The sequence below is a fragment of the Vibrio intestinalis genome, assembly GCF_025195085.2.
GTDB classification, from domain to species: Bacteria; Pseudomonadota; Gammaproteobacteria; order Enterobacterales; family Vibrionaceae; genus Vibrio; species Vibrio intestinalis.
The window spans coordinates 130,494-143,259 of sequence record NZ_JANAVY020000008.1 but is presented as its reverse complement, the minus strand read 5'-3'; the positions used below and the strand labels follow the sequence as shown (position 1 = coordinate 143,259).

The following is a 12,766-nucleotide window of genomic DNA, read 5'->3' as shown; positions in this document are numbered from 1 at the left end:
TCTTCAGGAAGTCAGAAGGGAGCGTGTCTGTACCAAGGAAGATGAATAAGGCTACGTGGGACAAAGATTATAGAGCAAAAGTTCTCTTTACATCAGCTTAACAAAGTACGTTCGCGCCCTTCATCTGCAATAAGGTTATCAGCAAACTCTGCGTATAACTTTGCATGTCTTTCATCGTATAGACCACCTGCTTTAGCGAATGCCTCGTATTGAATTTGATATGGTGTTTTCATTTTTTCTCCGATTCTTAATTTAAATACCGACTGGTTGGTATGTTGATTTTTGTTAAAAAAATCACGCAGTCAAACGTGATTTTTAGATGCTTAACGACAGTATTTTTTAATAAACTCGAACTTTATTGATTCAATAGGAAAGTCGTCATTTAATAAGTAGTTCATAGCTATACCATCAATCTCAGCAATAAACATCTTCGTAATTATCGAAGGGTTGTCGTGCCCTAAAGTACGAAAAACCTCTTCTGTAGTGGTTTGCAACCCCTGATATCGTTCTTTGATTAAATCAGCAACGATAGCTCGTGTTACAGGGTGAACCATCACATTAAAGTTGAACTGGTACATCTGCCTATGTTCTGGAATCGTCATCCCGTCAAAGATGGATTCAATCAACGAAGGTAGCAAAAGATCTTTACTTTCAATGTGCTCATCTTTCTTATCTGCTTCTTCAATAAGCTCAGTGATATGTATAAATACGGCTCTTAGAATTTCATCTTTATTTTTAAAATGATGAAATACCGTACCCTTTGAAACTTCCGCTACTTCACAGATAAGGGAGATAGGTGTCTTCTCAAATCCTTGTTCAGCAAACAACTGAGTTGCTGCTTCAATCACTCTTTGCTTTCTACTCATTTAACCACCAAAACCGACCGGTTGGTATGCAGTGTATTGACTGTTTTAACAAGTGTCAAATGAATAGATAAATTTTCCTATTTTGAATATCGGATCTAAGAGCTGGTCAAACACGTTTTTGTCCAAATCCTTGTTAAACGACTCTAAGTCAGAGTCGTTTCGCTCTCTGTACTAATCAAATCCGATTGCTATTACACCGTCTTTGAAACTAACTCTTTGGCGCAATAGATTGCATCTTTGGTTTCAACGTCGACGACTTGAATTGCATCAAAGCGGTCGGCGTTTTTGACTGCGACATCGTGCGCCAAAATAACAAACTTGGCGTGAGCTATATCTTTAGCGGTAATTCGATTGGAGATGCCGTTGGCGCCTTGGGTTTCGACTTTAATTTTAACTCCTAACTGCGCTGCGGCTTTTTCTAATGAGCGTGCAGCAAGAAAGGTGTGCGCAACACCAGATGGGCACGCGGTTACAGCGAGAACGTCAGCGACACCTTCCTCCGTAATTTGATCGCCGACTGGTTGATTATCAAAGCCGCTATTGTCTTGCACGACGTTCTTTTTCAGTGAGATAACGATAATGGCCGTGGTCAAAGCACCGAAGACTGTCCCGAGAATATAACCAATCACACCATCGACAACCGGCAATACAATCCAACCGCCCCATGGAGCATGGTTGATGACATTGAATGAAAAGCCAATCACGTTGCCCACCATGCCGCCAGCGATGACCGCGGGTAACACACGTGCAGGGTCACTGGCTGCAAATGGAATTGCTCCCTCGCTGATACCTATCATCCCCATGATGCCGGCCGCTTTACCTGCCTCTCGTTCCTCACGATTAAATTTCTTTGGTGATAGTAGCGTTGCGAGCGCTAAACCAAGTGGTGGCGTACAGATGGCGATGCCAACCCCGCCCATTAGCCACGGCTGAGTGTTGATTTGGGTTTGAGCAAATAGAGTTGCCACCTTATTGATTGGCCCCCCCATATCAAAAGCAGTCATAGCGCCCAGCACACTGCCTAGCAAGACTTTTCCTGAGCCCGCCATGCCTGTGAGCATTAGGTTCATTTGTTCCATAACGTATGCGATAGGCGCGCCAATGCCCCACATTACCACGCCACAGGTGATGAAGGTGCCAATCAACGGATAGATAAAGATCGCGCCTAACGCAGTCATGCTGTCGGGCAGTTTGATTCGTTTTAGGGTTTGGATAGTAAAGCCTGCAATAAAGCCGACAATGATTGCGCCAAGAAAGCCGCTTTCATAATGTTCAACCGTTATCCATGAGCCAATCATGCCAGGGGCTAACCCTGGTTTATCGGCCATTGAATAGGCGATATAGCCACCAAGCACCACGGTAAAAAGGGTTAAGCCAGCTTGTCCCATTTGCGCGATGTCTGCGAGTAAGCCTGTTTCTGGTAGGCCGCCATGGCCGCTTAACATCACTGAAAGAGAAAGCAAAACACCACCCGCGACCACAAACGGGATCATGTGTGAGGTGCCAAACAGTAAGTGCTGTTTGATTCTTCTTAGATGAAAAGAGTAGGGCGGTATAGCTGCGTCTGATGACGGTGTATCTTGTTGCTGCTCAGAGTTGTGCTGCGTGGTATTGATGGTTGAGAACAGCGCTAAAACATCGGTTTCGTTTTGTGCTGACTTCAGTTTTGTAACAAAGCCATCTTCGACTAATTTGGTCGAAACTTGTGCTAACACCTCAATATGATGCTCATCATTGTTGCCGGGCGAAGCGAGCATGATAAAGACATCAGAAGACTCTTCCGTTTCTGAGCCATAGTCGATGCCTTGTTGGCTAATCCCAATCACAACGCAAGGTTTTATCACCGTATCGCTTTTGGCGTGGGGAATGGCAATGCCTTCATCAAAACCTGTGTTACCGATGTATTCGCGCTGCCATAGCGCATCCAAAAATAGTGTGCGGTTGGTGAGCTTGCCCGTGCTATCGAGCATATCAACCAGTTCTTCAAATACTTCCTGCTTGTTGGTGGCTTTTAGGTCCAAACAAATGGTATCTAGGTCGATGAAGTCGGTGATGTCCATAGCAATAACTCTTACTCAAACTATCGACAGACTAACGACAGAGAACCATGCGATATATAGCAATAAAAATCCATTAACTGGATTTTTGTAACCAAGTGGCAAGAGTGTGATTTCTCGCTTTAACTTGGTTTCGTTTTCCTCATAAAATTTAATGGTTTTGCGTTTACAACAGACTTTTTACCGAAGAGAAAAACGATGAAGATTGTCGCGGTCACGGCATGCCCTACGGGGATTGCTCACACTTACATGGCAGCAGATGCGCTAACCAAAATGGCAGCAAAGCGAAATGTTTCCATTAAGGTGGAGACGCAAGGTGCAATGGGAGTGGAACATCAGCTAACAGCGGTTGATATAGCACATGCTGACAAGGTGCTGATTGTATCTGATATCGAGATTGAGCAGCCGCATCGTTTTGACCCGAGCAAAACGGTGTATATCGCAATGGAAGAAGTGCTGCTGAATGTGGAGAAGGTGTTTATTCAGCACTGCCGCGATGTGTGATTAAACAGGCCTCGATATGAATAGAGAGTACCAACTGACCTTCTTTGTCGAGGATTCATCCGCAACCAGTCATGTTGCGCAGCCTCTATGCCGATTAGCCCGTCAGTTCAAAAGCCATCTGCGTATTATCAATATCACTCAGAGTCGAGATGCGGATTTGTCCAAGTCGGTCGCCATGTTGCAAGTGGCGCTCAAAACAGGGGACTTGGTGCAGATCACCGCCACTGGCGTTGATGCTGAGCTAGCCTGCTTTGTGCTCAAAGACTTGGTGGCCGAGCATTACGTTTTGGTTGGCTCGCAAATCACCCATGATTTTACGCCCGATCTCACGGAGCGTTTCCCGCAAATCAGCCCGCAATGTGAGACGCGTTGGTTTCACGCCAAAGCTCAAATGCCGTTGACTCGGTTTGAATGTTTAAAAGGGTTGGCAAAGTTAGTTTACCCTGACCATCCTGATGAATTGCTGTTGTCGTTTATTAAGCGAGAGGAACGATCGTCCACGAGTGTCGCGCCGGGCGTTGCGTTACCTCATGTTATGTTTGAGCATGTTAGTGCCGTTTCGGTTGCGGTGATCACTACTGAAGATGAGATTGATTGGAACTCACGCATGGGGCCGGTGACTATGGCGATTGCGCTTGTGCTGCCAACTACGCCGAGCCGAGAGCAAATCATCGCGGCCACCACACTGACACGCAATCTACTTAATGAGCATGTGGTTGAACGCTTGCAGAAAACACGCAGCAGCGTCGATCTTCAAGCGCTGCTTATGTATCTCACTTCACGGCTTATCTAAGTACTTAGGTTAAGCGCTAACGTTAGGCGTTAGTTGGCGCCTCGATATTCACTAGGCGTTCTGCCTGTGCGGGTTTTGAATACTCGGCAGAAGTAATTCACATCTTTAAATCCGCAGCGCATTGAAACTTCATTGAGCTTAAAGTTGTACTTTTTCAGCATGAACTTGGCACGGTCGATACGAACTCGCGTAATGTACTCGGCAAGCGTCATGTGGCCTTGTTGTCTGAACAAGCGCGATAGATGGTTGGCAGATAAGCTGAATCTGGCCGCAATGCAATCGCGGTTAAGAGGGCGGTGGAAGTTTTCTTGAATGTAGATGCAAATGCCTTGATAGAGATCTTTGACTCGATTTTGTGGCTCAGCAATAGGGGCGTCGAGCATGGTATTGCTGTATTGCAGCAACGCTTGCAACAATAACTCATCCATCGGTTTTTTGTTGTTTTCACGCGATAGAGAGGTGAGAGCCTCTAAAATGTTGTCAATCGCGAAACCAGAACGTGTCTGAAGGCTGTGCTTTTGAATATCGTTAAATCCCGCTTCGCCACGCACTTTACTTACGTAGCTCAAACCAAGCTGGCTGCGGCCAAAGAGTAAACTTAACACTGAGCAACCTTGTTCCCAATCAGGCTTATTCCAACAGTTTGGAGGGATGAAAAACGCATCCCCAGCTTTGGCGGTGATTTTTTCTACCTTGCGGTCATGAGTCTCCATTTCATTAATGTATTCACCCTCTAACACAATTTCGAGCCTCGGAAAGTTAACTTGATAGCTAAACGTTGGGGGCGAGTGAAAGTCGCCAGCAAACCAGATGTTTTGGTTAGGCTCGCGCTGTTCTAAAACCGATGAAATAACAACTTGGAAGTTCATAGTTCGCACTTAAAGAGGCACAAAGATAGAGAGCGGATAGATATACAATGATACTTCTGCGGCGTCTATCACTGTAGATCACACTTCATGCCCTATGTTACAAAAATCCAGTTAATCGATTTTAATTACAGTTTGCTCTAAAAATGACTGGAGAAATGGATCATGGCGTAAATCACATTTATTCGTATATGGATTAATTGTCTAGTAAATGCATTTTATTTTACCTACTACCTAGATAATAAAATATAAACACTAAAAGGCATCTTGTTCTTATTGTTGGGTAACAATATGTCTATTTTATTATCTTCGACTGTTGAAGAGTCATTCCATAATAAACTTCCGTTTAATGACAGCGTATTTCTACCAATGGAAAATGTCATTCAGAATTATCCTTGGGGCAGTAAGTCGTCATTAACTGATTTGTTTGATATTGAAAATCCAAATGGTGAGCCGCAAGCAGAAATGTGGATGGGGTCGCATCCAAATGGCTGCTCTATAATTTCTGTAAATGGTGTGAAGCAAGGTTTGGCATCGGTTATCAGTTCCAATCCGAGCGCAATGTTAGGAGAGCGTGCGATTGCACAATCTGCTGGGCTGCCTTTTTTATTTAAGGTGCTTTGCGCTGAAAAAGCATTGTCGATTCAGGTGCACCCTAGTAAGCAACGCGCCCAGTTAGGTTTTGAACAAGAAGAGCGAAACGGCACGCCTCTTAATGCGTCTAACCGCAACTATAAAGACCCAAACCACAAGCCTGAGTTGGTTTATGCGCTAACGCCATACACCGCAATGAATGGCTTTCGCAGCATTGCAAAAATTATCCAATTGTTTGAGCAACTCGGTTCTAAGGCGTTGAAATCGCTTGTTGATGATCTCGCTAAATCGCCGAATCCTCATGGGCTTTCTACCTTTTTTAAGCAGCTCTTAAGCCTAGATGGTGAAGAAAAAAATTCAGCTATTCATGATCTTATGATGTTTGTAGAGAATGGTGAATCATCACTTAGCTCGTTGATTGGCGAGTTAACCCGCCAATACCCGAATGACATCGGTTTGTTTGCTCCTCTCATCTTAAATGTGCTCACCTTAGAGCCAGGAGAAGCCATGTATTTGGACGCCGAGACGCCACACGCCTACATCAAAGGTACAGGCTTGGAGATTATGGCAAATTCAGATAATGTGCTGCGCGCAGGCCTGACGAACAAACACATGGATGTGGAAGAGCTAGCCTCAAACACTCGTTTTGTTGAAACGCCATTTGATTCGCTTTTGCTTAGGCCGCATTACGACCAAGGGGCATTGAACTATGCGGTGCCCGTTGCCGACTTCAAGTTTTCCATTTTGATTAGTCCGAGAGAACGGCAAATGAAAGTGGAGAGTGCGGAGATTTTGTTTGCGATTGATGCGCCTGTTTATCTTCAGCATCAAAACGGTGAAATGTGTTGTATAGAAAAAGGCCGTTCAGTATTTATCCCCGCATTAAGTGAAATATATAACATTACTAGTATTGGTCGAATTGCTCGCGCTTATTACTAATTGATATTTTATTTATTAAGCCTCGCTTTAATTAGGCGGGGCTTTTTTATGCCATGAATATTTAGATAAGACATAAATCACACTTCAATATCCATGATACAAAACTGCTATTGATGACTTTTTATTACTATTTCTGAAATGCCACTTCTCTTTTAAATTTAACGCATCAAGTAAATATAAAAGAGTTAAACCATGCTGAATCAATTAACCAATACCCAACTCATCAAGCGCGAGCTTAACGCGACGTCAAAAGGTGAAGTATTTGAAGAGTTAGCGCAGATGCTGCTCGACAACCAACGCATCGACAACAAAGCGGCGTTTTTGGATGACATCCTGACTCGTGAATCAATGAGCATTACCTCAATGGATGGCATCGCTTACCCACACGCAAAAAGTAAAGCGGTGATCGAGCCTGCAATTGCAGTTGGCGTAAAGCGTGAAGGGATTGATTACGGCGATGAAGACGGTGTGAAACCTACATTGTTCTTCATGATTGCTTCGCCAGATAACGGCGCAGACCACCACATTTACGTTCTTCAAGAGTTGTTCGGCAAGTTTGAAGAGACGTTTATTGAAAACATCCAAAACGCACAAGATGAAACTCAGATCCTAGATATTCTAATTAATTCATAAGGTCAGAAATTATGAGCACTCTAACAGCACAAGCTACTAACGACAGTGGCGATTTTAAAAAGCTCCTAAGTACCATGAAGGGGCACCTACTATTCGGTACCTCTCACATGCTGCCATTCATCGTGGCGGGTGGTGTCTTGCTGGCATTAGCGGTAATGGCATCGGGTAAAGGCGCAGTACCAGCAGATGGTTTACTGGCTGACATTTCAAACATCGGTATCAAAGGGCTGGTTCTTTTCCCAATCATTCTTGGCGGCTTTATTGGTTATTCGATTGCAGACAAACCAGCACTTGCACCAGCGATGATCGCATCGGGCATTATGGCCGATATGGGCGGTGGTTTCCTTGGCTGTATTGTTGCGGGCTTTATTGCTGGTGGCGTGGTACATCAACTTAAAAAGATCCCACTTTCTACCAATATGACGGCATTGGGTGCGTACTTTATTTACCCACTAGTCGGTACGCTTATCTCTGCGGGTATCGTATTGTGGGGTATCGGTGAGCCAATCAAACTGTTTATGGCGTCAATGAACGAGTTCTTGGCATCTATGGCTGGAGCATCAAAAGTAGTACTAGGTACGATTCTTGGTGGTATGACTGCGTTTGATATGGGCGGCCCAATCAACAAAGTGGCGACGCTATTTGCTCAAACTCAAGTAGATACTCAACCATGGCTAATGGGCGGTGTTGGTATCGCGATTTGTACGCCACCACTAGGCATGGCGCTAGCAACTTTCCTATTCAAGAAGAAGTTTACTAAACAAGAACAAGAAGCAGGTAAAGCGGCTGCGATCATGGGTTCAATCGGTATCTCTGAAGGTGCAATCCCATTTGCTGCGAACGACCCAATGCGCGTTCTACCTTCAATCGTTGCGGGTGGTATTGTTGGCTGTGTGTTTGGTTTCTTAACTGACGTACTGCTTCACGCACCATGGGGCGGTTTAATCACAGCGCCTGTATCAAGCAACATCCCAATGTATGTCGTCGGTATTGCACTTGGTTCATTAACAACGGCTGTGATTGTTGGCTTCTGGAAACCAGTTGCGGTTGAAGAATCTGAAGAAGAAGTACAAGCAGCACCTGTGCAAGCGGCTCCAGTAGCAGGTGAAGGCGAGTACGACATCGTGGCAGTAACTTGTTGCCCATCAGGTGTAGCGCACACTTTCATGGCAGCCAAAGCACTAGAAAAAGCAGGCGCAGCAGCTGGTCTGAAGATCAAGGTCGAAACTCAAGGTCAAAACGGTATTCAGAACCGAATTACAGATTTGGATGTGGCGAACGCTAAGCTAGTAATATTGGCACACGATATTCAAGTGAAAGACGCTCACCGCTTTAATAACGCCAATGTGGTTGAATGTTCAACTAAAGAGGCAATGAAAAACGCAGCGGCATTAGTCGTCGCATAACTCACCTTAAATAAGCTCCTAACTCTAGAGCCCTTCCCCCTAAGGGCTCTATCTTTTCGCTTCGCAAAGCTCCAAATCTTCTAGTGATTCCTAATCTTTTCGATATTGACTAACAAACAGCGTTTGCGCTTGTTGCTCACTAAAGTTCAGGTCGAAGGTTTGCTTTAATACCTGTCGTAACTGCTCTGCATCGGTTATTTCACTTTCTTCCACGTTTCCTGTTGTTAAGTCAGTTTGGCTGAGTGCTAAATGACGTAGCAGGTAGCGATGATGGTGAGTAATCCTTGAGACGACAAGGTGCTGAGTAAAGGCGGATTCTGGGTATTGCGAGCAATAAAAGTGGCCCATTTGGTAGTCAGCCTCAGTGACTTCAGCCAAATCAAAGCGGTAGAGCGGCTGAGGATCTTGATCATCTTGTTGCCACATCAAGGTGAAGCCATTGTGCGCCGATGGCTCAATGAAATAGCGTCGATCACTGTCCTGCACGCTTTCACCATTGAGTGGAATTGGCTTTCTTGGCGTCGAGATACCAAACCCTACATCGAGTAACCATGCTTGGCCTTGCCAATGCAATAGGGTTGTGCGGTGAGTTCTCGGGCCATGATCGGCTTTAAGGAGCACTCGTGCGTTAAGCCGTTGTACCTCAAAACCTAGTTGTTGCAGCGTTTCAAACAGCAGTTTATGGTGCTCATAGCAATAGCCACCAGTTTGTTTGGTTAACAAACGCTGACCAATTTGGTCGAGTTCGAGGCTCGTTGGCAGTTTGAGCAATGGGTTAATACTGCTAAATGCTAACGTGGCTAAATGACGTTCAATGATGTGAGTGACTAAATCTAAGCCAGTTAGCTGCCGATCGACAGCGAGCCTTTCCAAGTATTGTTGCACGGTTGAATTCATACTAAGTTGTCTCACTGGTTAAGCCTGATTTAGCTTGGCACTGAACTGCGCAAGCTGCTGTTGGTCAACATAAAAGCCGTCTCTACTGGCGGCATGTAATGCTCCGCAAAACTCCATATTAAAGTAAGCAAACAGCCTTTCAAAGAATCCAGAAAAGATAGGGCATAGCTCGGGGTTAGCAGAGCTAGCCAATACGAAGGCGCGCTTGCTCTCCAATGCTCTCGCCTTGGGTTTGAGCTCGGGCACTTCCAGTAGCTCTGTCATGCGGTCGATCAGTGCTTTCATTGGTGCAGTGACACCATGCCAGTAGACGGGTGAGGCAAAAATGATGTTATCCGCGACGAGCATTTTCTCTACCAAAGGGTAAAAATCATCGTTTGGGTAGTAGCTTTGATAATTGAAAGGGGAGATAGAAAGTTGGTCAATATCAATCAGGTCGACAGCGTGGTCAACTTCAAGAGCGGCGATGGCTTGGGCGGTGTTACCTTGCTTATTGGCGCTGGAAAAGAGAATTATGGTCTTCATTGTCATTCCTTTTTTTAGATTTCAAATCGGTTATTTCCATGGAATGGCAAGGACTATAAAACCTCAACCTAGCTTGAGGTAAAGCGCTTTTTGAATGGATATAAAAAAGGGTGGCAGAGTTGCCACCCAAAAAGGAGATATTAGCCTAGTATTCCCAGTGCTCAACACTATGAGCGCCAAAGAATTGGTTTGAGAAGTAATCTTCACAGCTACCTTCACGCCATACATCGGCAGTCGCGCAGTGTAGACCACCACCGAATGCGTAAGCATCACGCAGATCGACAGGGATAACTTCGAAGCCAAGTTTATCGAACTGTTCCATTTGTCCGGTTTCAGTCGCTTCAACACACACGGTTTTGTGATCAAGAATGAGTGTATTCATTGATAGCCATGTGCTGGAGTAACATAGCGGTGGTGGTGTATCCCATGCAGGTGCCACAGCTTCAACAATTTCCCAACCGTTTTTCTCAAAGATATCGCGTTGTCCTTTAAATAGTGGACGGTGTGGGTTCAATAGCATCAACCCTGGACGTAACGGACAGAAGGTCGCATCAATGTGAATTGGGTGGTTATCTTCGAAGCTTAATGTATGTACACGATAGCCTTGAGGCTCGTACTTACGTTTGATCCAACGAATACCCGCTAAGTTAGTTGTTAAGCCGTGTTGAACGAAGATGTCTTTACCTAAGCGCATCACGTCAGCGGCATCAAATAAGATATCAGTCTCTTTGGTGCTGTACTCTTTTCTGAGTGAGCGAGCCATGGTTTCTTCGTCAGTTAATGTTTCGTAAGCAGCGACATAGTCCATACGGAAGCTGTCGTCTGATAGACGAGGGCGAGGCGCTTGCTCGATGATACACTCAGGATCAGATTCAAAGTATTCACGCAGTAAGTCAACGTAAGCCAAGTATTCAAAGTAGCGGCTTCGGAAGCTCATTGGCGCCATCAGGATGCTTTTACCCATAGTTAACAGGCAGTCGCGTGGAGGCATAACACCAAAACCTGAACTGATTGAAAAATCAGGGGTGGTAATACGTTCGTGCCAGTCAACAGCTCCCGGACGGTCAACAATGATGCCACGGTCTTCTAGCGTTTTCGCGAAGCCATTTAGACATTCATTGGCACGGTCAATTGATTCCTGTGTACGACGACCAGCTTTGCTGCCACGCATTGGAGAATCCGCAGGGATTTTTTCATTACTTGCTGGACAAGCTTCAGGAATATGTTGGTTATCAGCAATACCGACAATAACGTGTTTTAGTGGGTCAAAGTCATTATAAGATTCAACATGTAATCCAGGACGAACAATAGGCACACCTGAATCTTTTCTTTCTAAAGGTAGGGAAGCATTTGGATATAGATCATTTGAAACACTCATAGCAAGTTCCTTCAAGCACAAGTTGATATTAGTTTATATAGAGCTAATAAAATCGTTAATTTGATTATTTATTTCTGTCTATGGGTTTATTTTTAAATAAATAATGATTTCAAAATAGCCAAATAATGCTGGAAAATAGCGAAAATCTGCTTTGTTTAATTAGTGGATATTTATCCAGAAATGACGGATATTATGCGACTTATAAAGTATGAATGACTATTAGATTGGCGTGCTTCAAAAAATAAAACTATAGATTAGATTACAGCAAGACTTTAATCACGTTTCGATTTTTTCTAGTTGATGGAGAATCACCTCAATGCAACTCTAAGATGTCTCTTTGTCATGGAGTTAAAGGTGATGAACCAAAAAATAATGGCGAATACCCCGGAGTTTCATTTATTTGATCTCCAAAAAGTAGAAGAATCACAACATATGATCTTTGGTGCGGATTATATTCTCATCCAACCAAATAGTGATGGGTGTACACTTCATTTGGCGAACAAACAATACAAACTCAAAAAAAGTGATGCTGTCTTGCTGGCACCATTTAACCCATTTAGGTTGTCCGTTGAAAGCAGCGCAAAGACTAAAATAAACAACCAATACAACATTTTGCATTTTCGTTTGCATGCTCTAGGTCAGACATTTGTTGATAGCGTACAGTTTAGATTGGTGCGTGAAATGTTAGAAGAGGCGAAGTGGGGCTCTCTTTTCACCGGTGAGGTGGTGAATGAAGTTAGGCATCAACTTAATCAGATGGAAAATAAATTTGATTTCATTCATGTTATTTATTTTTTAGAGCTATTAAATACATTAGCCAAAGAAAAAAACAAAGTAAGGTTATTAGAAGATCATTTAGAAATAAATACCGCTAAGAAAGCAGAAGATAGGCTTCAAGTCGCACTTGATTATATTGAGGGTAATTTATCAGAGCCTCTTTCTGTTGCTCAAGTATCAAAGCAAGTCCATATGGCTGAAAGTACATTTTCTCGATTCTTTCATTCAAATAAAGGTGTGACATTCAAACAATATTTAATTGAGCAGAGAGTTAGACAAGCTGCGAGATATTTAGTGAGTACAGATTGGAGTATTGCAACAATTAGTGCAGAGGTGGGTTTTTCTTCGCTTTCCAATTTCAATTCAAAGTTTAAAAACCTTCTCAGAGTGACGCCGAAAAAATATCGTAGCGATCATATTGATATGCGTTCTGAGATCAATGATTCTATTTCTATCGTTGGACAAGTTCAAAGGCAGTGCAATGACAAAGATAACTTTCATGCACATGCCTCTGTGTTCTAGATACCATTG

At 43.9% G+C, this 12,766-nt stretch carries 12 protein-coding genes and 1 pseudogene; 6 read left to right on the top strand and 7 right to left on the bottom strand.

The window, feature by feature from the left end; all coding sequences use genetic code 11:
• Positions 1–122: 122 nt before the first annotated feature.
• The 3 genes and pseudogenes from MU515_RS12690 to MU515_RS12680 all read right to left on the bottom strand — a co-directional run.
• A pseudogene (locus tag MU515_RS12690) lies at positions 123–245 on the bottom strand (GNAT family N-acetyltransferase); the annotation flags it as partial.
• 78 nt (positions 246–323) lie between these two features.
• The gene (locus MU515_RS12685) at positions 324–866 is read right to left on the bottom strand and encodes a TetR/AcrR family transcriptional regulator (protein ID WP_260260792.1); all 543 of its coding nucleotides are present in this window, start codon (positions 864–866) and stop codon (positions 324–326) included.
• Positions 867–1,057: 191 nt separating this feature from the next.
• Positions 1,058–2,926: a fructose-specific PTS transporter subunit EIIC gene (locus MU515_RS12680; RefSeq protein ID WP_260260791.1), complete on the bottom strand. Its 1,869-nt coding sequence runs from the start codon at positions 2,924–2,926 to the stop codon at positions 1,058–1,060.
• 195 nt (positions 2,927–3,121) lie between these two features.
• On the opposite strand from MU515_RS12680, the gene MU515_RS12675 reads away from it, so the two are divergent.
• Both MU515_RS12675 and MU515_RS12670 read left to right on the top strand, forming a co-directional pair.
• The gene (locus MU515_RS12675) at positions 3,122–3,427 is read left to right on the top strand and encodes a PTS fructose transporter subunit IIB (protein WP_260260790.1); all 306 of its coding nucleotides are present in this window, start codon (positions 3,122–3,124) and stop codon (positions 3,425–3,427) included.
• Positions 3,428–3,443: 16 nt separating this feature from the next.
• Complete coding sequence (locus MU515_RS12670; RefSeq protein ID WP_260260789.1) at positions 3,444–4,220, top strand: PTS sugar transporter subunit IIA; 777 nt, start codon at positions 3,444–3,446, stop codon at positions 4,218–4,220.
• Positions 4,221–4,249: 29 nt separating this feature from the next.
• Here the strand turns inward: MU515_RS12670 and MU515_RS12665 are convergent, their stop codons facing one another.
• The gene (locus MU515_RS12665; RefSeq protein WP_260260788.1) at positions 4,250–5,089 is read right to left on the bottom strand and encodes an AraC family transcriptional regulator; all 840 of its coding nucleotides are present in this window, start codon (positions 5,087–5,089) and stop codon (positions 4,250–4,252) included.
• Positions 5,090–5,377: 288 nt separating this feature from the next.
• Here MU515_RS12665 and manA point away from each other — a divergent pair, with 288 nt between their 5' ends.
• The 3 genes from manA (at position 5,378) to MU515_RS12650 (ending at position 8,658) form a co-directional block, all read left to right on the top strand.
• On the top strand, positions 5,378–6,619 hold the full coding sequence (manA, locus tag MU515_RS12660; protein WP_432816146.1) for a mannose-6-phosphate isomerase, class I: 1,242 nt from the start codon (positions 5,378–5,380) through the stop codon (positions 6,617–6,619).
• A 192-nt stretch (positions 6,620–6,811) separates the two neighbouring features.
• On the top strand, positions 6,812–7,252 hold the full coding sequence (locus MU515_RS12655; protein ID WP_260260787.1) for a PTS sugar transporter subunit IIA: 441 nt from the start codon (positions 6,812–6,814) through the stop codon (positions 7,250–7,252).
• An 11-nt stretch (positions 7,253–7,263) separates the two neighbouring features.
• Complete coding sequence (locus MU515_RS12650; protein ID WP_260260786.1) at positions 7,264–8,658, top strand: PTS fructose transporter subunit IIBC; 1,395 nt, start codon at positions 7,264–7,266, stop codon at positions 8,656–8,658.
• 90 nt (positions 8,659–8,748) lie between these two features.
• Here the strand turns inward: MU515_RS12650 and MU515_RS12645 are convergent, their stop codons facing one another.
• The 3 genes from MU515_RS12645 to MU515_RS12635 all read right to left on the bottom strand — a co-directional run bounded on the left by MU515_RS12645 (position 8,749) and on the right by MU515_RS12635 (position 11,458).
• Positions 8,749–9,555 carry an arylamine N-acetyltransferase family protein gene (locus MU515_RS12645; RefSeq protein WP_260260785.1) on the bottom strand — a complete coding sequence of 269 codons (807 nt, stop codon included), beginning with the start codon at positions 9,553–9,555 and terminating at the stop codon, positions 8,749–8,751.
• Positions 9,556–9,573: 18 nt separating this feature from the next.
• Positions 9,574–10,080 (bottom strand): flavodoxin family protein, encoded by a 507-nt coding sequence (locus MU515_RS12640; RefSeq protein WP_260260784.1) that lies wholly within the window; start codon positions 10,078–10,080, stop codon positions 9,574–9,576.
• Between the two features lie 145 nt (positions 10,081–10,225).
• Entirely contained in the window at positions 10,226–11,458 is a 1,233-nt protein-coding gene (locus tag MU515_RS12635; protein WP_260260783.1) for a serine/threonine protein kinase, read from the bottom strand.
• Positions 11,459–11,815: 357 nt separating this feature from the next.
• On the opposite strand from MU515_RS12635, the gene MU515_RS12630 reads away from it, so the two are divergent.
• Complete coding sequence (locus MU515_RS12630) at positions 11,816–12,757, top strand: helix-turn-helix transcriptional regulator (protein WP_260260800.1); 942 nt, start codon at positions 11,816–11,818, stop codon at positions 12,755–12,757.
• Positions 12,758–12,766: the final 9 nt, after the last annotated feature.